At 42.0% G+C, this 22,242-nt stretch carries 20 protein-coding genes; 11 read left to right on the forward strand and 9 right to left on the reverse strand.

Translation table 11 applies throughout. The features are described from left to right. Window positions 1-161: 161 nt before the first annotated feature. From J2T13_RS21475 to J2T13_RS21500, 6 genes are all read right to left on the reverse strand, one after another. Complete coding sequence (locus J2T13_RS21475; RefSeq protein WP_429374408.1) at window positions 162-1,928, reverse strand: glycoside hydrolase family 36 protein; 1,767 nt, start codon at window positions 1,926-1,928, stop codon at window positions 162-164. A gap of 31 nt (window positions 1,929-1,959) precedes the next feature. After that, window positions 1,960-2,793, reverse strand: coding sequence for a carbohydrate ABC transporter permease (locus tag J2T13_RS21480; RefSeq protein WP_429374409.1), 834 nt, complete (start codon window positions 2,791-2,793; stop codon window positions 1,960-1,962). 13 nt (window positions 2,794-2,806) lie between these two features. Further along, window positions 2,807-3,688 carry a carbohydrate ABC transporter permease gene (locus J2T13_RS21485; RefSeq protein ID WP_429374410.1) on the reverse strand — a complete coding sequence of 294 codons (882 nt, stop codon included), beginning with the start codon at window positions 3,686-3,688 and terminating at the stop codon, window positions 2,807-2,809. Between the two features lie 63 nt (window positions 3,689-3,751). After that, entirely contained in the window at window positions 3,752-5,068 is a 1,317-nt protein-coding gene (locus J2T13_RS21490) for an ABC transporter substrate-binding protein (RefSeq protein ID WP_429374411.1), read from the reverse strand. A gap of 101 nt (window positions 5,069-5,169) precedes the next feature. Then, window positions 5,170-6,759 carry a response regulator gene (locus J2T13_RS21495; RefSeq protein WP_429374412.1) on the reverse strand — a complete coding sequence of 530 codons (1,590 nt, stop codon included), beginning with the start codon at window positions 6,757-6,759 and terminating at the stop codon, window positions 5,170-5,172. Beyond that, a complete protein-coding gene (locus tag J2T13_RS21500) occupies window positions 6,752-8,551 on the reverse strand; it encodes a sensor histidine kinase (RefSeq protein WP_429374413.1) in 1,800 nt (599 codons plus the stop codon). Before J2T13_RS21500 ends, J2T13_RS21495 begins: the two co-directional genes overlap by 8 nt. 414 nt (window positions 8,552-8,965) lie before the next feature. On the opposite strand from J2T13_RS21500, the gene thiD reads away from it, so the two are divergent. Continuing rightward, window positions 8,966-9,778, forward strand: coding sequence for a bifunctional hydroxymethylpyrimidine kinase/phosphomethylpyrimidine kinase (gene thiD, locus J2T13_RS21505; RefSeq protein ID WP_429374414.1), 813 nt, complete (start codon window positions 8,966-8,968; stop codon window positions 9,776-9,778). Between the two features lie 221 nt (window positions 9,779-9,999). Here thiD and J2T13_RS21510 read toward each other — a convergent pair whose 3' ends face one another. Further along, window positions 10,000-10,719: an AAA family ATPase gene (locus J2T13_RS21510; RefSeq protein WP_429374415.1), complete on the reverse strand. Its 720-nt coding sequence runs from the start codon at window positions 10,717-10,719 to the stop codon at window positions 10,000-10,002. A gap of 318 nt (window positions 10,720-11,037) precedes the next feature. On the opposite strand from J2T13_RS21510, the gene J2T13_RS21515 reads away from it, so the two are divergent. Continuing rightward, window positions 11,038-11,952 carry a LysR family transcriptional regulator gene (locus J2T13_RS21515; RefSeq protein WP_429374416.1) on the forward strand — a complete coding sequence of 305 codons (915 nt, stop codon included), beginning with the start codon at window positions 11,038-11,040 and terminating at the stop codon, window positions 11,950-11,952. On the opposite strand, the gene J2T13_RS21520 is transcribed toward J2T13_RS21515, so the two are convergent. Next, a complete protein-coding gene (locus tag J2T13_RS21520; RefSeq protein WP_429374417.1) occupies window positions 11,941-12,756 on the reverse strand; it encodes a carbon-nitrogen family hydrolase in 816 nt (271 codons plus the stop codon). The genes J2T13_RS21515 and J2T13_RS21520 overlap by 12 nt on opposite strands. A 196-nt stretch (window positions 12,757-12,952) precedes the next feature. On the opposite strand from J2T13_RS21520, the gene J2T13_RS21525 reads away from it, so the two are divergent. The 9 genes from J2T13_RS21525 to mtnB all read left to right on the forward strand — a co-directional run bounded on the left by J2T13_RS21525 (window position 12,953) and on the right by mtnB (window position 21,237). Next, window positions 12,953-13,588 carry a LysE family transporter gene (locus J2T13_RS21525; RefSeq protein ID WP_429374466.1) on the forward strand — a complete coding sequence of 212 codons (636 nt, stop codon included), beginning with the start codon at window positions 12,953-12,955 and terminating at the stop codon, window positions 13,586-13,588. Between the two features lie 192 nt (window positions 13,589-13,780). Then, entirely contained in the window at window positions 13,781-14,989 is a 1,209-nt protein-coding gene (locus J2T13_RS21530; RefSeq protein WP_429374418.1) for a pyridoxal phosphate-dependent aminotransferase, read from the forward strand. Between the two features lie 83 nt (window positions 14,990-15,072). Further along, window positions 15,073-15,297, forward strand: coding sequence for a hypothetical protein (locus J2T13_RS21535; RefSeq protein ID WP_429374419.1), 225 nt, complete (start codon window positions 15,073-15,075; stop codon window positions 15,295-15,297). Between the two features lie 100 nt (window positions 15,298-15,397). After that, window positions 15,398-16,501: a glutamate 5-kinase gene (proB, locus tag J2T13_RS21540; protein WP_429374420.1), complete on the forward strand. Its 1,104-nt coding sequence runs from the start codon at window positions 15,398-15,400 to the stop codon at window positions 16,499-16,501. 27 nt (window positions 16,502-16,528) lie between these two features. Continuing rightward, the gene (locus J2T13_RS21545) at window positions 16,529-17,803 is read left to right on the forward strand and encodes a glutamate-5-semialdehyde dehydrogenase (protein WP_429374467.1); all 1,275 of its coding nucleotides are present in this window, start codon (window positions 16,529-16,531) and stop codon (window positions 17,801-17,803) included. A 25-nt stretch (window positions 17,804-17,828) separates the two neighbouring features. After that, window positions 17,829-18,689 (forward strand): pyrroline-5-carboxylate reductase, encoded by an 861-nt coding sequence (proC, locus tag J2T13_RS21550; protein WP_429374421.1) that lies wholly within the window; start codon window positions 17,829-17,831, stop codon window positions 18,687-18,689. Further along, window positions 18,686-19,906, forward strand: coding sequence for a 2,3-diketo-5-methylthiopentyl-1-phosphate enolase (locus J2T13_RS21555; RefSeq protein ID WP_429374422.1), 1,221 nt, complete (start codon window positions 18,686-18,688; stop codon window positions 19,904-19,906). Before proC ends, J2T13_RS21555 begins: the two co-directional genes overlap by 4 nt. Beyond that, on the forward strand, window positions 19,903-20,580 hold the full coding sequence (locus J2T13_RS21560; RefSeq protein ID WP_429374423.1) for a 2-hydroxy-3-keto-5-methylthiopentenyl-1-phosphate phosphatase: 678 nt from the start codon (window positions 19,903-19,905) through the stop codon (window positions 20,578-20,580). The genes J2T13_RS21555 and J2T13_RS21560 overlap by 4 nt, the downstream gene beginning before the upstream one ends. Further along, on the forward strand, window positions 20,581-21,237 hold the full coding sequence (gene mtnB, locus J2T13_RS21565) for a methylthioribulose 1-phosphate dehydratase (RefSeq protein WP_429374424.1): 657 nt from the start codon (window positions 20,581-20,583) through the stop codon (window positions 21,235-21,237). Window positions 21,238-21,334: 97 nt separating this feature from the next. Here the strand turns inward: mtnB and J2T13_RS21570 are convergent, their stop codons facing one another. After that, window positions 21,335-22,210: an NAD-dependent epimerase/dehydratase family protein gene (locus tag J2T13_RS21570; RefSeq protein WP_429374425.1), complete on the reverse strand. Its 876-nt coding sequence runs from the start codon at window positions 22,208-22,210 to the stop codon at window positions 21,335-21,337. Between the last annotated feature and the right edge of the window lie 32 nt (window positions 22,211-22,242).

Below are 22,242 nucleotides of genomic sequence, written 5' to 3' on the forward strand. Positions count from 1 at the left end.
GCCATACGCAGGTATCCTAGCTACGAAGGTGGCTTGGTCCCTCCTTCGGTTGGACTTTCACCAACTAGATAATGCGTGCCTCTGGGCACGCCACACAAAGAAAAGGCCGCGATTAACGCGACCTACGATCTGTGATCATACACTTTCCTAGATGCTCACTCTTATTGCCTAAGCAGCTGTATTATGCCTGAAGGAGGAACCTTCAGCTTATGAATGCCCTTATCTAATCGGACGTACAGATCTGACAAAATGGTTCCTGTACAATTCGTCACGGTCAATCTAGCCTGTATGTTCTCGTCCAAATCCACAATTATTGTTTCTCGCGAGGTACCATTTACGAACAAATGACCTTTCTCCTTGTGGGTTCCGAGTCTTACAATACCTTCGCTATAAACAGCCGCCAATGACTGATGATCGTTATAGGCGTACACAATAGGATACATGAAGTCTGGTGACTCTGGTCTTAAACTACCCTCTAATAGCAGATCGCGATGTTTCCTCCAGAAGCTTAACCAGAAACTCACAACGAGGTGATGCTCTTTCGGAATGCGATCAATGAGCACAGAAAGTTGGGGTACGGAAAAGATGGAATGAATGAACTGCAGAGCCACATTCTCCACCGAATCTTTCCAATTCCACATCATCATGTCGGAATGAACTGCCGTGTTACCGCTCAGCAAACGTATGTCCAAAGAACCGATCCGATTCTGACTGAAATTATTCGGGCAATCCGCAACTCTAAACATATTGCCATATTTGCGCATTAGGGGACCGATATAGTTTTGTCTGAACTCGATCATCACATCAGGCTTAATCACTTGAAGTCGCTTCAACACGTCTGATAACAAACGATCCACTGCTTCTGGAACCGAATCATAATCTCTGCCTTCACCTAGCGAGTATTTCATTTCTTCCGATAGATTGAATGAATCAACAAAGTCTAACTTGAAGCCATCAATATCCCACTCCATCAGTGCTTTCTCATAAATTCCAATCAAATAATCCCTTACTTCAGGGAAACGCGGATCCAACACAGCCGTATCGGGACCATCATACGTATTTATAAACTTACCTTCGAATAGATTCCACGCCTTCGAATGGCGTCCTACGAATGGAACAGAATACCATAGGATGAACTTCATCCCAATGTCATGTACCTGATCAACAAAGACTCTCATATTCGGTATTCGATCTGGAGAAGCCTCCCAATCACCACAATAGGCGTATCCACGCTCATCATTGGCTGTTTGCCAGCCGTCATCGACGATGACGGCCTCGCAACCCAGCTGTTTCGCGAGCATGCATTGCTTGACAACTTCTTCAGGCACGAGCTGCTGATGGAAGCTATACCACGTCGAATACATCGGCAAACGTGCCATCTCAGGCACTATGGCAGGTTCATAACCCGGTAAAGAAGCCCACCAGTCGCCTACTTCCTGCAAGCAATCTGCATAGAATTGATCTCTCGTGTCGATTCGAATTACGGCTTCATAATGTGTAATTGGAGGACAAGCCTCGGTAAACAACTCCAGCGATATAGTAAATTCGGCAGATTCCTCATGAATTCCCGCGCGCACCTGGATAGGAAGCAACGCATCCGACAATGCTACCGTCAAGCGATTCTGACCAGCTAAATTATAGAGCGTACATACAGGCGCAAGCGAAGTCGCCTTAGATTGAAAAGGTTTGCTAAAATCAGTCCGAATTCCCTTCTCTCGGTTCGCACCTGGATCCCAGTAACCCGCAATATCAATCGCGGGCTGTAACCACGATATGTGAATCCCCTCAGGAATTTGAGGACTATCCGTATTCATTATAAAACGAATCATCTCAATTCCTTCTGATTCTTGCATAAGCTCAACCGATATGCGAAAGGAATCTGCTCCGCCTACAACGAATAACTCTCTGTTGCCTGCTTGATACAACATTTATGTCGTCCTCCCTCACTTTGATTCGCTACTATCCTTTCACAGCCGAGCTGACCGTCATTGCTTTCTCAACCTGTTCAGAGAATATCAGATAGACCGCAATTGTCGGTAGAGTCGATAACACCATAACAGCTCCCATGGCACCCCAGTCCGAACTGAACTGACTTTGGAAATATAACAATCCCAACGGCAATGTTTTTAGAGCATCATCGCTAATCATAACAAGCGCCACTAGAAATTCGTTCCAAGCGAACAAGAAGACGAAGATACTAACCGAAGCAACCGCAGGGGTCACTAAGGGTAACATTATACGAAAGAAGGTTGTATACACATTAGCACCGTCAATAGACGCTGATTCTTCAAGTTCAAAGGGCAGTGACCGGAAGAAGGCATAAAATATAATCGATGAAAACGAAAGCTGAAATGCCACATAAGGTGCAATAACCGCAAAATAACTATTCTGCAAGTGAAGGTCTCTGCTAAGAATAAGCAGCGGAATTAAGATGATCTGCATCGGTATGAACATGCCAGCCGTCATATAGATTCTACTTATATTAGATAACTTCCATTTCATTCTAGCTGTTGCATAAGAAAACATAAGTGAAAGGAATACAGTAATAGCGACGGTTCCAATCGATACAATGATACTATTCTTAAAGTAATGTAAGAGATCGAACGCTTCAAATGCATTTATGTAGTTCTCAATGCGCCAGTTCTCCGGTATACCAAATACATTAGTGGAGAATATCTCTTCATTGTTTTTAAAAGAATAGAACAACAACCACAATAACGGATATATGCTGATTAATACGTACAATAATAATGGACCGTAGGTCAGCGCTTTTTTTGATACTCGCAATAACATAGGATCCTCCCATCTAATAACTAATTTTTTCACGCGATACAAATTTGTTAATCAGGATGGTGATCAACAAGCATTGGATAACTAAGACCGCCGCAGCTGCTGAGCCGTAACCGTATTCTCCAGATCGGAAAGCAGCTTTATACATCATAAAGGTGAAAGTATAGGAGATGTTACCAGGACCGCCGTTCGTCATAACAAACATGTTCTGAAATGCATTCAATCCGCCTGTTATGGCAATAATGAGACAGAATTTGTACGTTTCACCCAAGAGTGGAATCGTAATCTTCCTGTGCGTGTGCAAGAAGGATGCACCATCAATCTTCGCAGCCTCATAAAGGTGCTCAGGGATAGATTTAATTGCTGCATAAATAAGCACAAGATGAACACCCATATTCTGCCATGCATTCGAAAGTGCAATCGCCCATATGGAGGAATGTTCCCCACTAAGCCAAGATTGCTCATAATTTATACCTAATTTAGCAAATAAACTGTTTATTAAACCACCGTCTGTATTGTAGATGGCAATCCATAATTGAGATACGACTACACCAGATAGAACAACAGGAATAAAGAAACTTGTCTTGAAAAATTTCCGCCCTCGTAACGACTTGGTACTCATCGCAATCGCTAATATGGTTCCAAGACCGATCTGGTAAACCACCAAAACAAAGGCAAATATTAAGCCATTTTTCAACGAAACCCAAAAATCATCATCGTCTAATAAACGCAAATAATTATCAAATCCGATAAAACTCGGCGTTGTTAGACCATTCCAATCAAAGAAGCTCTTCTGAAACGTCTGCATTATTGGATAGACGACCATGACGGTGAAAAAAAACAAAGTCGGAACAGTAAATACGAGTACAGCCAATTTGTATTTCTGTTTTGAAGTCATAAGTCCTCCTAGATTAAATAGGTTGTCCCTAAGAGACTGGACAACCTATTTGTTTTGAATTTATTATTTTCTAGCTTGCACGAGTGCTTTGTTTGTTTCTTTAATAAACTCGTCTGCAGATTGCCCTGCAAGTAATTTTTGTGCGTTGTCTTCAAGTGCTGTCTTAAACTTCGCGTTCTCATATCCCCAAGCAAATGTTGTCATCGTTTTGAAGTTCGTCGAATCTTGCGCGTACTGTTTTTGAATCGCAGTGAAACCAGCTGTCGGTGTTATTTCCTCCACCAGAATTGGATTTGGATCGCCGATTTGAATAATACGTTGCTTTGCAAATTCTAAGGAGAACAGTGCAGCATATTTCGCAGTAATCTCTTTATGTTTGGAATTTGCGGATACAGCGAAACCTTGGTTAAAACCTCCACCGCTTATATTCCATTTCGCTTCCTCAACTTTATCTGCATCAACAAGCGGAGTGTATAGAAGCCCTAGTTTATCACCCATCTCACTCTCAATGCTTCCCATGGTCCATGCGCCATTCAAGAACATTGCCGCTTTTCCAGAAGTGAATTGTGCAACCCCGTCATCATATGTTGTGTTAAATGTATTCTTGGACAACAACCCTGCTGCCGTCAACTCAGATAATTTACGTGCCCCTTGTTCATACGCCATATCAGAGAATGATCCTTCACCTTGATCCAGTTTTTGCAGACCCGCAGGTTCAGATCCGACGATCGCCATATCAAGCAACAACAAACCTGGCCATTTCTCCTTTGCAAACAAAGCTAGTGGAACGATATCCGTCGCTGCGAAAACCTTTACAGCTTCGAGATATTCTGTGTAATTAGTAGGTACTTTAACATTATGCTGTTCGAATAGTTCCTTGTTATAATACATAACCCCAGCCCACTGTCCTACGTTAGGAACAGAATAGGAATGTCCATCTTTATTCCACAGCATCGGTTTAGAAGTTTCATTCAGTAATCCTTCGATATTGTTTTCTTTAATAGCATCATCCAATAGCATCAGGTTATCTGATTTCTTAAGCGTCTCAATAAGACCACTAGATGCGAAGAAGATGTCAGGCAAGGTACCCGCCGCTGCATACGTCTTTATTTTTTGCTCATCATCTTGTGCCGCAACTTCAAATTCAACTTCAACTTCAGGCATTATTTTCTTCATTGAATCTCGGGCTGCATCATAGACGGCTTTCTCTTGCCCACTATACTGTGCATAGAATTTCAATTTCACGGTTTCAACCTTACTGCTTGTCTCATTCTTGTTTCCATCTTCATTCGTTGCTTGATTGGTGGAACCGCATGCAGAAAGCGTTGTCAAAGAAAGCATAAGTGAAACAAGCATCAACATTGGTTTAGTCATCTTCATTAATAATCCCCCTTTAGTGTATATGTGTTATTGTAATGAATCGAATGCTCACTAGTAAGGGATAATTCGGAACACATTTGTGTAATTTGACTCATTTCAGCTCATTTCGATCGTAAAACTTCATACTCACTAGGGGAACGACCTGTAAATTTTTTGAAACTCTTACTAAAATGACTTGCATCACTATAACCAATCATCTCCGAAATATCCGTCAAGCGTAAATTTTTCCCTGATGTAAGAAGCTCCTTTGCTCTCTGCATTCGTCTTTCGACAATATAATCGCTAACACTCATGCCCAGCTCCTGCTTGAAAATTCTCAATAAGTAGCGCGGCTGAATATAGAGATGTTTCGACACATTCTCCACTTTAAGTTGGCTGTCAGAAAAATGGGCTTCAATGTAATCTCGGGCAAGTGATAATATCTTGCTTGACTTAGAGTGTTTCATTCCCTTGGAATGATCTGCTACAGTTACATATAATTCGGTTATCCACTCAAATGCTGCTTCAAGAGAAGATTTATTCATCATTTCATGAAATGGAGAGAACTCACTTGGGAGAATGTCCTCAACCCGCTTGCCTATCTCATAGATATAAGTCAGACATAAAGACACTAACCCCGCCATGATCATATGAATATAATCACTTGAAAGCTTCTGGATCAGAATATAATCACGAATAGCATGTAAATTTTCAACAATTCCACTCTTATCTTGAAGTCTCAATTGTATAAGTAAGTTCTCATTCATCTCACTAGGATAGAAGCCGATATTTCTAGATCTCGATTGGATGTCCTCAAAATGCAAAACATCTGTCAGATTCAGAGCAATCTTGTTTCCTAAAGCGATAATGGATTCCTTGTAAGATTGACGGATGTAAGCAATTCCGTATCCAGATGAACCTACACCAACAGTTACACTAAATCCAAAATGCCGTTTGATCAATGCACACAACTTAAATAAGCACTCCGTGTTTAAGCTCTTTTCGCCACCTTCTTCATACTGCTGTAGCGATATTATGCGATTCTCCGGTCCGTTAAAAGTATAGTGTTGACCTGCAATTTTTATCAGATCATTTAAGAGGTTGGCAATAATGTATTTGTACAGTCTTACATCGTTTGATCCTGGCCAATGCTCATGAAGACCATCAATTTCAATCGATATGACCTGAAAGTGCATGCTATCTATCTGCAGCAGCCTATTGATCTGCACTTTAATGGTCTCATTATCCTCGATATACTCATTACTAATTAGCAGATTCAGAAAGCTCTCCTTCCACACAAACCGTTCCTTCTGCGTGTTGTCTTGTTCAATTCTTGACTTTTCTCTAGTACTCTTCACTTTGGCAAGTGCCATCAGCAACTCTTCTTCATCAAAGGGCTTGAGAATGTAATCATCCACACCAATCTTAACCGCTTGTCTAGCGTATTCGAACTCACTATGGCCTGTCACAAGTAGTACAGAAGTTAGTGGATAACGCTCCTTTATCTGAATCACAAGATCCATTCCGTTCATAAAAGGCATATTAATATCTATAAAAGCAATATCAGGATGCTCCCGTTCAACTAATTCAAGCGCTTCCAAACCATTTTTAGCTTCTCCACATAGTTGCAACCCGTGCGCTTCCCAGTCGATTATATTCCTAATATATTTTCGAAATACCGCCTCATCATCAGCAAATATAACCTTATACATCTTGTATGTCTCCTATCATAGGTATTTCAACCAATACATCCGTACCTTCTCCCTCAATGCTGTGAATATCAATACCATATTCTTCTCCAAAATAGAGTTTAATTCGTTCGTCTACACTTCTCAAACCGAACGATATTCGTTCAGACTTCCTTTCTAGTAATCCAGATACTTGCTCCCTCGATAATCCAACTCCATCATCTGTTACCTTCAAGCGCATAATATCCTCATGTCTGAATCCATCAATTGTTATATGACCAAATCTACCTTTTTCTTTTAAACCATGATAAATCGCGTTTTCTACTAAGGGTTGCAGGGTAAGCTTTGGAATCAAATAGTTAAGTAGTTCGTTCTGAACCTGTATCTTGAAGTCAAATAGATCGGAATAACGAGTACTTTGAATGTAAAGATAATTTTCTACATTACGAATTTCTTCACGAACAGTAATAATTTCCTTACCATTACTTAGACCTACCCGATAATAATCCGCAAGCGCTTTAGTAGCTTTACCAGCATCTTCACTTTCTCCTGATTTACACAAGACATAGATCAGATCGAGACTATTGTAAAAAAAATGGGGCTTGATCTGTTCCTGAATAAGTGCGAGCTCATACTCCCGTTTCTGTTGTTGTTCCTCTTTCACTTTAACTAGTAAATCATTCACCCTAGCTAACATCATGTTCAGACCCGCCCCGAGAATGCCAATCTCATCGCGACTTTTCACTTGAACAGGACGATCTATATTCTCCTCACGGATTCGATTCATGTGTTTAGCAAGAAATATTATTGGATTTACGATCGACTGGGATAGAATGACAGCCCCGAATAAGGCAAATAACAAGCATATACTACCCACGATGAGTATAACGTTTGTGACCTGTCTTGTTTCTTTCGTCAACTCCTTAAGAGAGATTTCATTCACCAATTTCCAATTTGGCTTACCAAACCGCATTGCAGTCAGTAAAGATTTATCACCACTAGCATTTCTTGTTTCCTTAAACAAGCGTTCTTGGGCAAGGATATCCCTTTTTCGATCTGGCTCAGGCGACTGCAATATCCGATTCTCATCCGATGAAGAGATCACAATACCACGGTTGTCCACAATATAGTATCCGTTGGATTGGATGGGTCCTACTGGAGCATAAACAGATGATAGCGTTTTCTCATTTATGTTCAAAAACAAATATCCGAGCGTATCCATTGTCTCGGTATCTAATATTTTTTTCCCGACCGATAGCACGACCTTATCTTGGTCTATCACCCAAAAATCCCGGCGTTGCATAGGAAACCATACATTTATACCATTACTCTTCTCTACCTCATGAAACATAGTGCTGGAATACGCCAATAATGTACCTTCAATTAACCTGTCATCCGTCGTATATATATTATAATTACGATCAATGAACACAGCCGATTCAACATCAGGGAATATAAGTTTAGCAATATCAAGCTTATTTTCAATGTGATTACGCAATATATAGTCCTCATTTATTGGAACTTGATCCGTTAGTATTCCCTTTCGTTCTAAGGTTTTTAACTCTATTTCCTTATTGAGATCTAACATTGCAATGTTTGCAAAGCTTTCTGCGTTCTCTAATATCGTATCAATTCGCGTCGTAATGAGTAATGACTCATCAAGCATATTTTTTTTAGTCTTCTTAATAACGGCCTCCGTATTAATCGTATAAGAAAAAATACTAAGTACTAAGAGCGGGATAAATATAAGAGGAAAATAAATAATAATAATTTTATATCGAATTCGTTGTCCTCTAAACCAGGTAATCATGCTCATGTTGACTTTGCCAACCTTTCGTATAACAATTATTCCCATAATGATATCAATTTGAGTACGTTAAACATACCATATTTCGACAATATTTGACTTCAATATCAGCTTTCACAATAAGTTATATAGTAGTATAGTGCAAGAATACCATTTCAAAGATATCAAACAAGCTGTAGATTAATGCTTAAGTACTTGCAGAATAACATCTCCTAATAAGGGGAATCCTATATTCTCCATAGCCAATAGACATAATTCCAGTCATTTTTTCAATTTATTCATGAAAATCACATAAATTATACATAAACAACTCAAAAAATAGACATATAGGAATTTACAAGGGTTAAACTTGTGTGAATTTTTGTTATAATCAACTCAATTCACATTTTTTGAATTCAGATATAGACGAAGGGGACGTTAGCATTGACAAAAATCATTAAAACATTAACTATTGCCGGAAGTGACTCCAGTGGAGGCGCAGGCATTCAAGCGGATTTAAAAACTTTTGAGGAATATGGTACGTATGGCTTCAGCGCCTTAACTACGATTGTAACCATGGACCCTGACAACGGCTGGCACCACAATGTATATCCGATCGATGCAGCTATTGTCGCTGAACAACTGAAGACTATCTTTGCAGGCGGACCGGTCGATGCCATGAAAACCGGTATGCTGGGTAGTGTGGACATCGTACGTGTAGTGGAACAAGCCATTAAGAATAATAGCCAGACTAACGTAGTTATTGATCCAGTCATGGTATGTAAAGGTGAAGATGAGGTTCTAAATCCAGAGAGCGCGGATGCCATTCGCGATTTGCTGTTGCCATTAGCAACTGTGGTAACACCAAATCTATTCGAAGCCGGTGTTCTTTCGGGCCTTGGTAAACTCTCCTCTATTGAAGATATGAAGGAAGCCGCTCGCCTTATTCATGATCTTGGAGCACGTAATGTCGTCGTGAAAGGTGGCAAAGCTTTAGGAGGAGAGCAAGCAGTAGACGTCTTCTTCGACGGTTCAGATTATACAGTCTTTACAGCGGACAAAATTGAGCCTGCAACGAATCATGGTGCCGGTTGTACCTTTGCCGCAGCCATCACCGGCGGTCTAGCTAACGGTCTTCCGATCCATGAGGCTGTTGCGAAAGCCAAGGATTTTGTCTTGGCTGCCATTCGGGCAGGCTATACCTTCAATGAATATGTAGGACCTGTCTTCCATGGCGGCTACCGCTTAAATCGTTAGGTCAAGCCTGTGCAGGTTGTCGAATGAGCCTTCACAGAAAAACATCGTATAACTGTAATTTAGGAACGAATGGCAGTCTAGAGGGTATGCTTTTCTCTCTAGACTGCCATTTTCTTTTTCTTGATATATTTCTGCTTCATCCATAATGAATGTCTAGACTTCAATAAGCGTCCTCATGTATTCTACTTTTCTTTCTCGTATACCCTTTTAACTTGGATGTTCTATTCCCCTTCGGTATCATCAAATAATTCATTCAGATATCGTTTCTTATTCTCAAGAAATCTTCTAGTGATCTGATAATGCTCTGTCTCCTCATATTGAATTCCACAGATTGGCGAATGATCAAAGCTAAGAATTTGTGCATCGGGAAATCCGAGAATAATGGGCGAGTGTGTTGCAATAATAAACTGTGATGTATCTTGGAGATCGTACAACACTCTAAGGAACGCGAGTTGTCTTGATGGAGACAAGGCGGCTTCGGGTTCATCAAGTAGATATATTCCTTTGCCACTGAATCGATTTACAAATAGACTCAAGAAAGACTCGCCATGCGATTGTTCATGTAAAGAGCGTCCTCCATAGGAACTCTGTGCATTGACGTCGTCTATGTGCGTAGCGAAATTATAATATGATTCTGCCCTCATAAAAAAACCATTCGTGATTTTGGGCAACCAAGCCAATCGGATATGATCACCCAACGCCGATCCCGAAGCTTCAAGATTATAGTTGTTATTCCTCCCCCCACCCGCCGTATTGAATCCACATTGATAGGCGATAGCCTCTAGTAATGTAGACTTTCCGGAACCATTTTCTCCAACAAAAAAAGTTACGTTACTCGTAAATTTCATGACATCCATGGACTGAATCGTAGGAATGGAGAATGGATATTGATTGTCTTGTTCTATCTTCTCTCTTAATAATGTAACACTACGAAGGAACATAGTTTCTCCTTATACTTACTCGTTATTTTGTTCCATTTTCTAGCGGTTCTTATTGTGTGTTAACGATGTATTCATTTAAATCATCAGCTCATAACTTACATACGTTTACAATGAATGACGGGTATAACCCTTCCTTTGTTGCAAATTTAACTTCCATACGAATCTTATCCTATTGAAAATACCTCTCCAAAAGTTCATGGTTCGCTGAACTATTATGAGAAGCTTCTTTTTTGTTCATCTTTTGCTACAATGATTACGGATATACTATAGGTGAACGCTATAAGATTAATTCATAAACGTAAATGAGGTCGATTGAATATGGAACTACGCCAACTACAATATGCACTGCAAATTGCCACAGAACGTAACTTCTCACGAGCTGCTGAAAAACTACACATTGCCCAACCCTCGCTAAGTCAGCAACTTTCTAAGTTAGAGAAAGAGATCGGTGTAAAGCTCTTTCAACGGAATACAAGTAGTGTCGAGCTTACACATGCGGGTGCAGCCTTTATGGAACAAGCACAAAAAATAGTAGATGCTGTGGAACTACTTCATCAAGAAATGACCGATATATCCCAGCTGCGCGGAGGAAAGGTTGTTATCGGAAGTATGCCTATTACAGGCTCTCACTTACTTCCCTATGTATTACCCGTTTTTAGACGGACCTATCCTGATATTGAAATCGCACTTCTTGAGGATTCCTCTATGAATCTAGAAAAGCTAACAGCCAATGGCAAAACAGATTTAAGCCTGCTCTCGCTCCCTCTCCTAGAACCATCACTCGCTTATGAAGTCATTGGAGAAGAAAAGATTGATTTGGCTGTCCCACCAGATCATCCTTTCGCTCTGAAGTATGCTAACCATACACTTGAACCCATTCAAATAGAAGAACTCAAAGACGAATCCTTTATCGTACTCAAGAAAGGACAGGGTTTCCGCAAGATGACCCTTGATCTTTGCCAGCAAGCTGGATTTGAACCCAAGGTCGTCTTTGAGAGCAGTAATATGGAAACCATTCAATCGTTAGTTGCCGCAGGCATGGGTATAACCCTAGTCCCGCGTTTCATCTCCCGGGCACCTAGAACAGACTTCGTGCCCATCTATTTGCCACTTGCTGAGCCTGTCCCAAGCCGCACATTGGTCGTAGCCTATAGACGTGGTCGTTATTTATCTAAAGCAGCAGAAGCTTTCATCGACTCCTTCAAGAAATCAATGAACGAATTAAATGATTGAGTACAGATCTGGGCGACGATCACTAAACACTGGAATTCGTCCTCGCACTTCATCTACCAATGCTGAGGAGATCTCGCCTACGACGATCTCTTCTCCTTCTCCACCTTCAGCGATCACTTCACCCCATGGGTCAATGATCATAGAATGTCCAAAGAATGATGTCTCTCCACTTACACCCACCGTATTACAAGCAATAACGTACATTTGATTCTCGATAGCCCGGGCCATGAGCAATGTGCGCCAATGATGCAGACGAGGGTGTGGCCATTCGGCCGGCACAAACAATGCTTTAGCACCATCTAGAGCTAAACTACGGGCTAATTCTGGAAACCGTATATCATAACAGATTGATGCTCCTGCGGTAAAATTGTGATCAAGATTAAATGTAACCTTCTGGTCGCCTGACTGTAGGTATTTTTCTTCGTCCATCAAACAAAATAAATGGATTTTGGAATACTTGGCTACCTGCTCACCTTGGCGATCAAACACATACATCGAATTCGTAATGTTGTCCCCATTCTTCTCAGCGATGGAACCCCCTACCACGATCATCTCATGCCGCTTAGCAAATGCACTAAGCCACTCTTTACTTTGTTTACCGGCAGTATCTGCGAGCTCATGAATTTGCTCCAGGGCATAGCCCGTATTCCACATTTCAGGAAGTACGATCAGATCAGGCTTAGGTAACATAAGTGCTGCTTTCTCCATTAACCCCAGAATATGTGCCTTATTTACTTCGGGTTGACCTAGTTGAATGGGTGTCTGGATCAAGGCTACACGTAAATTATTATGGCTCACTTTCAACTTAAGTTCCCCCTCTGCAGAATATGTTATTTTTCTATAATCATTATATACTTGCATCTACAATCCGCAAATTGATCCTAATATTTCTACTCGAGACGTTTTATTGAAATTAAAAACTTGTCGTATACATAGGTTTGTCCGAATAGCCTAATTACATAATATGCTTATATAAACAAGCTAAAGGGGGAAGTACAAGATCAGTACATTTTTTAGCTATATTTTTCTTGGGCTGTCACTTTCCGCACCTATTGGCCCCATCAACGCAGCACAGCTAAACAAGGGTATTCAAGGAGGGTTTTGGCACGCCTATGTAATCGGTCTTGGCGCGTTAAGCGCAGATATTATCTATATGTTACTTGTGTATTTTGGCGTCATTCATCTGCTTGATGCTCCATTTATAAAAGCTTTTCTATGGCTTTTCGGCTTTTTTGTCTTGGTATATATAGGTATCGAGAGCATCAAAGATGCAGGTGCAATTTCATCTTCAGTAGAAATGCGAGGAAGCGATGCTTCGCTGGGGAGGACGTTTATCTCCGGATTCCTGTTGGCTATATTGAATCCGTTGTCTATCTTGTTCTGGCTCGGTATTTATGGATCTATATTGGCTAAGGCGGTCAATGAATTTCCGATGCAGCAACTTTTAATTTATAGTGGCGCTATCGTACTCGGCATTCTCCTTTGGGATGTAACCATGGCCACTGTGTCCAGCCTATTCCGGGAATTTCTCACGCTCCGTGTCTTAAAAATTATTTCTATGCTATCAGGGCTGTCCCTTATAGGGTTTGGCTTATATTTTGGCGTACAGGCATTTCAGTTACTATTTCTCCACTAATACTTTTTCTTTCGTCCCTATGGACTGACAGATATCATGGGTTTGATTGATAACTGAAATCCCCCGGTCTATAAGACTAGTGGATAAACGTAACTTTCTGCAACTCCTCCCATGGTAATCCCCTCTATACAGCCCTGTTAAATAATGATAAATTGTAACTATTATATTCAGATGAGAGTAGAGTGATGAACGATGAATACAACAAACAACAAGACCCTGAACTCAGCTTTTCATATCGAGCCTGCTGAAATCTTCAAAGGACTACCGACACAATTTTTTGCAACCTTAGTCCAGAAGGTCAACCGTGAAATTGCTGCGGGTCATGATGTCATCAATTTAGGACAAGGCAATCCTGACACACCGACACCCGAACATATCGTTAAAGAACTTCAGAACGCGGCTACGAATCCGCTGTATCATAAATATTCACCTTTTACTGGACATTCCTTTCTCAAAGAAGCGATCGCTAAGCGTTATTTAGATGACTATGGGGTTGTTCTAGATCCTGAGACCGAAGTTGCAATTCTATTTGGTGGTAAAACAGGACTTGTGGAGTTACCCCAAATTTTGCTTAATCCCGGTGACCTCTGTCTAGTTCCAGACCCAGGTTATCCTGATTATTGGTCAGGAGTAGCACTTGCACGTGCAGAGATGTCTTTCATGCCGCTGCTTCAAGATCATGGCTATCTGCCTGATTATAGTAGTATTAGTGAGCAAGATAAAGCACGAGCGAAGCTTATGTTCTTAAATTATCCTAATAACCCAACATCTGCTACCGCCCCCCTCTCTTTCTATGAGGATACGGTAGAATTCGCAGCGAAACATGGCATCGTCGTTGCTAGCGACTTCGCCTACGGTGCTATCGGATTCGATGGACATCGCCCCGTTAGTTTCTTACAAGCGCCTGGCGCAAAGGAAGTAGGTATTGAGTTATATACGCTTTCCAAAACCTACAATATGGCGGGTTGGCGGGTTGGCTTCGCGCTAGGTAACTCTAAAGTAATATCGCTTATCAATACGCTACAAGATCATATGTATGTTAGCTTGTTTGGAGGAATTCAATCTGCCGCTGCCGTCGCTCTGACCTCATCACAGGTATGTGTTGAGCAATTGGTAGGGCGCTATGAATCCCGACGCAATGCTCTATATGATGCTTTGGACCATATAGGCTGGCAAGCTTCTAAGCCTAGCGGTTCTTTCTTTAGTTGGTTGCCTGTACCTAAAGGTCACACTTCAGTCTCATTATCAGACCTTCTGCTTAAAGAAGCCAAAGTCGCTGTAGCGCCTGGCATTGGATTTGGGGAATACGGTGAAGGTTATGTGAGACTTGGACTATTAAGTCCTGAAGAACGATTACAAGAAGCCGCAGAACGTATTGGGAAGCTAGGTCTATTCGCATAAACCTTGGCAAACACTAGGTTTCCATGTTATTCTATGTGAAATATACATCCTAATTTTTTATAATGAACTGAACATAAGAAAACGTGTTGAAGGGACCTAAACGTAAGTCCATTTCACGATTAGCAGAGAGTAAATTCCATTGGCTGAGAGAATTTACCGTGAATCCTTACGGAATCCTACCCCTGAGCGGCCTGCTCATATTAGCAGGACAGTGCCTTCTGTTACAAGGTCCCAAGTTGGATGATTTATTCATCAATAAAGGTGGTACCGCGGAAGCTAAACTTTCGTCCTTTGCTCGTCAAGGATGAAAGTTTTTTTGTTGTATAGTCTATAAGAAGCTGTTTAACAGGTGTCTAAATAGTCAACTTTTTCAACTTGCACTATAATTAATTAAGGGACGTGACTCTGATGTCATCTCGTATTGTTGTCAAAATCGGGAGTAGCTCCCTAGCCTCTACTGAAGGTGAGTTAAATCGAGAAGCCATTCATTTTTTTGCTACAGAAATAGCATCCTTGAAAGCGACTGGGTATGAAGTACTTCTAGTCACTTCTGGTGCCGTTGCCGCTGGATTCCGTGAGATCGGATATGTGACTCGACCACACCTTCTACATGAGAAACAAGCTGCTGCTGCCGTTGGGCAAGCCTTGTTAATGCAAGCATACCAAGCTGCCTTTGCGGCACATGGTATCATTAATGCTCAAATTCTCCTTACACGTACCGATTTTTGCAGCCGTAAACGAATGAATAACGCAAGTCTTACGATTGAAGAGTTGTTGAAGCAAGGTGTTGTGCCAATATTCAACGAAAATGACACCGTATCGGTGGATGAACTCAAATTTGGGGATAACGACACCTTATCTGCTCTGGTGGCTAATCTAGTCAGGGCTAAGCATCTATTAATCCTAACGGATATGGATGGGTTATACACAGGTGACCCTCGCAAACATCCGGATGCTACTCGTTTCGAGCATGTCCAGGAGATAACAGAAGAAATATATGCCACTGCAGGTGGCGCCGGTTCGTCCCTAGGCACTGGCGGAATGCGTTCCAAAATTGATGCTGCCAAAATTGCCACCCGTGGTGGTGTTCCTGTCTTTGTAGGTAAAGTTAGTTTACCCGGTGACTTGAAAGATGCTGTTGACGGTCATGGACAAGGGACGTACTTCGATACTGAGCTCTCGTCGCTTTCGATGAAGAAGCAATGGTTAGGATTCATGTCTACACCACTCGGCTCACTTACCGTAGATGCAGGCGCAGAGCAAGCTCTGATACATGGCGGTCATAGTCTGCTTCCCGTAGGCGTACAGCAAGTGATTGGTCATTTCAATGCTGGAGATGTCGTTGAAGTTCTTAACTCCGAAGCCATAGTGCTAGGACGTGGTATCATTAATTATGATGATGCACAATTACGACTCATTCGTGGGCTATCGAGCTCCAAGGTCATTCAGGAACTGAATCACATCCACAGGTTAGAAGTCATCCATAGAGATGAATGGATTACATTGAAATAGCAAGGTAACGTCACATCTTAAGCCAATATTTTATGGGAGGTAATATCAATGAATGGAAGCGAAGTGAGATCCAAAGCAGAACTGGCTAAATCAGCCTCGACGGTGCTGAATCGATTAACGACAGCACAAAAGAACATTGCTTTAGGAACTATGGCCAATGCCCTAAGACAAGAGCAACAGAGTATTATCACTGCCAATGCAGAAGATCTAGAACGTGGGCGTCAACAAGGAACACCCTCTTCTCTACTCGACCGACTCGCTTTGAATCCTGAGCGTATCGAGGCTATGGCTGAGGGGCTAGAGCAAATCATTAGTCTACCTGATCCTGTTGGGGATGTGTTAGAAACCATTGATCGTCCAAACGGTTTACGGATTGATAAAATCCGTGTTCCATTAGGGGTCATCGGTATTATTTACGAGGCACGACCGAATGTAACCGTAGATGCCGCTGGTTTATGCCTTAAGACAGGGAATGCCGTGGTCTTGCGTGGAGGTTCTGCTGCCCTCTCATCTAACCGCCAAATTATCGAAGTCCTCCACCGTGCACTCGCTTCCACCGATATCCCTGTAGATGCCTTGCAGATCATTGAAGATCCAAACCGTTCATCCGTAGACGAAATGTTGAAATTGAACGGGCTACTCGATGTTGTCATCCCGCGTGGTGGTCGTTCACTTATTCAGAATGTCGTTACCAATGCTACGGTACCTGTCATTGAGACCGGTGCAGGTGTGTGCCACACGTATATCGATGAAACAGCAGAGCTTACTATGGCTACAGAGATAAGCCTGAATGCCAAGGTCCAACGTCCTTCGGTCTGTAATTCAATGGAGACCTTGATCATTCATGAAGCATTTGCTGCATTACACTTACCTCATCTTGCTGAACAATTCCGCAAAGCAAATGTCGAGCTACGGGGTTGCGAGCCTACACTTGCAATTGTTCCATGGGCAACGGCAGCTACGTCAGAAGATTATGGCACAGAATATAACGATTACATTCTAAATGTTAAAATAGTGAACAATATCCAAGAGGCCTTAAGCCATATTGCACAGTATGGTACGCAACATTCTGAGTGCATCGTAACAGAGGATAAGACTCAGGCAGATTACTTTATACAAGAAGTAGATGCTGCTGCAGTATATCACAATGCCTCCACCCGCTTTACTGATGGTTTCGAATTCGGTTATGGAGCAGAGATTGGAATTAGTACTCAAAAGCTACATGCAAGAGGCCCTATGGGACTTCCTTCGCTAACTTCAACGAAATATCGCATCTATGGAAATGGACAAATTCGCCGTTAAAATCGGCAAGGAGGATTCGTAAACTATGAGCCAACCGCGTGCTTTAATTAAAGATCAGATTACATTCTATGGAGCGGGTTCGATGGCTGAGGCGATCGTCCGTGGTATTATCGCTCGATCTGTTGTACTATCTACGTCCATTACAATGCTTAATCGAAGTAATACTGAACGACTTGAAGAACTGAAGCAACGTTATAATGTGATTACAAATAATGATGAGACAGCTAAAGTAAGAATTCTGCAGAATTCTCCAATCATTGTGCTCGCGATGAAACCCAAAGACGCGGCTGCCTCACTACAACAATTAGGTCCACTCCTCTCAGATGGACAATTAATCGTCTCTGTCATAGCCGGATTATCAATTAAGACCATGCAACGTCTGCTAGGACGTAAACAGCCTATTGCAAGAACGATGCCAAACACTTCTAGTTCCATTGGTCTTGGTGCTACCGGTTTATCTTTCTCGAAAGAAATCACGGAGGATCAACGCCAGACCGTCACGACTTTGTTTGAAGCCGTTGGAATAGTGACTGTCATTCCTGAAGAGCATATGGACGTCCTTACGGGGATTTCTGGCAGTGGTCCTGCCTATATTTATTACATGATGGAAGCGATGATGGAAGCAGGGATTCGTGGTGGATTATCACCCAAGCAGTGTAAAGAACTGACAGTACAGACCGTTCTTGGAGCTGCACGTATGGTACAACAGACGGGAGAAGAGCCAAGTGCGCTCAGAGCTAAAGTAACCTCTCCGAATGGTTCAACACAAGCTGCTATTATGATGCTTGATCAAGGTGATTTCTTCGAAGATGTTATTGCTGCTGTCAACCGTTGCGCGGAACGCTCTTCTGAGATGGGCGCAGCGCTAGAGGAGGAAGGCTCATGAATCAATGTACAGCAACTTATCGCATTTATGATGACAAAGTAGATTTTCGTAAAAAGGCAGAATCTATCGCAATAGGTATGACTGTCGGTAGCTGGACAGAGTTACCCCAAGCGAAACGAGATTCTATGCAGAAACATTTAGGGCAGGTCCTTAATGTAGATATATATGAAACCGTGGGTACTTCCACCGGTACTAGATATGCAGATATCACGATTGCTTACCCAGATGTGAATTTCAGTCACGATATTCCTGCCCTACTCGTTACTGTATTTGGAAAGATATCGATGGATGGTCAAATTAAACTAATCAACCTCGGATTTTCTGAATCTTTCCTTTCAGCATTCCCAGGTCCTAAATTTGGTATAGCAGGAATCAGACAACAGCTTGGTGTCTATCATCGTCCACTGCTTATGAGTATCTTCAAGTCGGTTATTGGTCTTAACCTTGAGGAATTACGTGAACAGTTCTATCACCAAGCACTCGGTGGCGTCGATCTCATCAAGGATGATGAAATTTTATTCGAGAATGAATTGACCCCTATAGAAAAACGAGTTGAAATCTGTATGAAAGCTGCAGAATTGGCAAGTAAGGACACAGGTAAAAAGCTACTCTACGCAGCCAATCTAACTGGACGTACTTCCCAACTTAAACAACAAGCTATAAAGGCTATCGATGCGGGAGCTAACGCGCTATTGTTTAATGTGCTAGCTTATGGCTACGACGTTCTTCATGAACTGTCTAGTGATCCTGAAATCACCGTGCCGATTGCAGCACACCCTGCTTTAGCAGGCGCAATGTATCCAGCACAACACTATGGCATTGCACCATCTGTTCTTTTAGGGCAACTCATGAGACTAGCGGGTGCCGATTTAGTACTCTTCCCTTCACCTTATGGCTCGGTTACGATGCCAAGAGAAGAGAATTTAGCTATTCATCATGAACTCATCACCTCTAATCTGAATATTCCAACTAGCATGCCTGTTCCTTCTGCCGGTATTCATCCCGGTCTAGTACCGTTAATACTGAAAGATTTCGGAACCGATGTTGTCATCAATGCAGGTGGAGGTATTCATGGACATCCTATGGGAACAACAGCCGGTGGACGTGCCTTTGTACAGGCTATTGATGCCGCAATGAGCTCTATCCCGCTCGCAGAATATGCTGCAACCCATCCTGAATTACAATCTGCTATTCATACCTGGGGTGGAGAGCGATGACATCTATTAGAAAACCAGTCATCTTCTGTGATTTCGATGGAACGATCACGATAACTGACAATATCGTTGCGATCATGAAGCACTTCAAGCCGCAAGGTTATGAAGAAATCATGGAGGATACGATCAAGCAGAGAATCAGCCTTCGGGAAGGTGTAGGTGCCATGTTCGCACTCATCCCTTCCAGCCAGAGAGAAGAGATTATCTCTTTCGTACTGGACTACGCTGGAATCAGAGCAGGATTCCAACAATTCCTTCACTACCTCAATAAAGAAGATATTGAATTCTATGTGACCAGTGGTGGTATGGACTTCTTTATTAATCCCTTGCTCCAGCCTTTTGAAATCCCCCAAGACCATATTTATTGTAACGGGGCTGATTTTTCTGGCGAATATATTAAGATTACTTGGCCAAATCCTTGTCTTCCACCTTGTGAGAATGGCTGTGGCATGTGCAAGACAACCGTGATCCGTAATTTTCCGGAAGACACTTATTTACGGATCCTCATCGGAGACAGCCTAACGGACTTCGAAGGTGCCAAGATTGCCGATCTCGTCTATTCTCGCTCGTGGCTCACCACGAAATGTGAAGAACTTGGAGTCAATCATGTCCCCTTTGAAACGTTCCATGATATCATTAACGACTTACAACAGAAACAAGAACAAGGAGTGCTATAAATGAGCTTTGTAAATATCACTTTAGAAGAGAAACAAGCGGTTCTTAAGCATCTACGTACAGTTAAGAATCAACTAGCCGGACGGATGCTTTTCCCTGGAACTAGCGGCAATTTATCCTTACGTGTTGGTGATTATAGTCCAGAACGATTTTATTTCGCTGTCACTTCAAGTGGCAAAGACAAATCTAAAGATACCCCTGAGGACTTTTTATTCGTTGATCATGAAGGTCGCCCATGCGAGAATACGCAATTGAAACCAAGTGCCGAGACACTTATTCACTGTGAAATCTACCGTTTAACGGGCTGCGGCGCAGTGTTCCATGTACATACTGTCTTCAATAACCTTATTAGCGAATGGATGGGTAATAGTGGTTATGTTACAGCTCAAGGCATTGAACTTATTAAAGCCTTCAATATATGGGAAGAAGATGCTAAGATTTCTATCCCAGTCCTCCCTAACTATGCCGATATTCCACTAATTGCTGCTGAAGTTGAGGGTGTCCTTAACCCAGCAATCCCAGGTATCCTCTTACGAAATCATGGGATTTATGCATGGGGTAAGAATGCTTTTGAAGCCAAAAAGCATCTGGAAGCCTTTGAGTTTATTTTCGAATATTTATACCGTGCTTTACTTCTTCAGAATGTATCTAAACAATAACAGATACCTAAAAAGGACTTTTAACCAGTACACACTAAAAACCTCCACAACCACTTTAAAAGTGGGCTTGGAGGTTTTTAGTGTAATCGTTATCCATTTAAGATCGCACAAGATGTCTCAATAATACTGGAAACCATGAATGTAAAGGTTGAAATGCAAATCCCGCTTGCGTAGCTTTTTTATTATTCATCGTAAAAGTACGTTCTACGCCATAAGGAGACATATTTTCTTGTGAAGTACGCTGTACAATAATAGCTTTTTTGCCCACTTCTTGTTCAATCGCGGATATCATCTCAGCTAACGATATAGCACCTGTAGAACACGCGTTCAACGGACCCTCTATATTGCGATCCTTGAGCCACAATAACAAGTCAGCGGCCTCGTCAGAGCTAATGAAGTTAATCTTGGCGTTCACATCCGGGATTCCAATCAAGATGCCCTTCTTAACTCGGTTAATATGGAATTCCAGGCGCCGTGTGTAGTCATCTTCGCCTAATACATATGTGAATCTTACACTACATACAGGAAAAGGCGCTCGTTGAGCAAATACAGCCTCAGCCAATCCCTTAGCCGTTCCATAGTCGAAATCATTTCGTGATCCCAGCCGAATCGGAAGCTTGGTTGGATCAAATTCCTCTTCTTTCTTATCCGCAGACGTTGACTCATAGACGGACATCGTAGACGTATAGATATATTTCTTAACCTTGCCCGCAAAAATCTCACAGGCATTCAAAGCATCTTGCGGCGAGTAACAAATATTATCGTAAATAACGTCCCATTCACGATCTTTCACTGCTCCGGCTAACGACTCATAGTTTTCACGATCCACGATAAGCCGCTCTACAGTATCTCCAAAGGAATCATCCGTATGACCTCTCGTTGCGATGGTGACTTCTGCTCCATCGTCCAATAAGACTTGAACTAATCTTTTACCAAAGAAACGAGTTCCACCCATGACCAATACTCTGTACATGAAATTCCTCCTTTAATCCTATAATGCCATAT

It is taken from the genome of Paenibacillus sp. DS2015 (genome assembly GCF_050433705.1).
In the GTDB taxonomy this organism is placed as follows: domain Bacteria; phylum Bacillota; class Bacilli; order Paenibacillales; family Paenibacillaceae; genus Paenibacillus_AQ.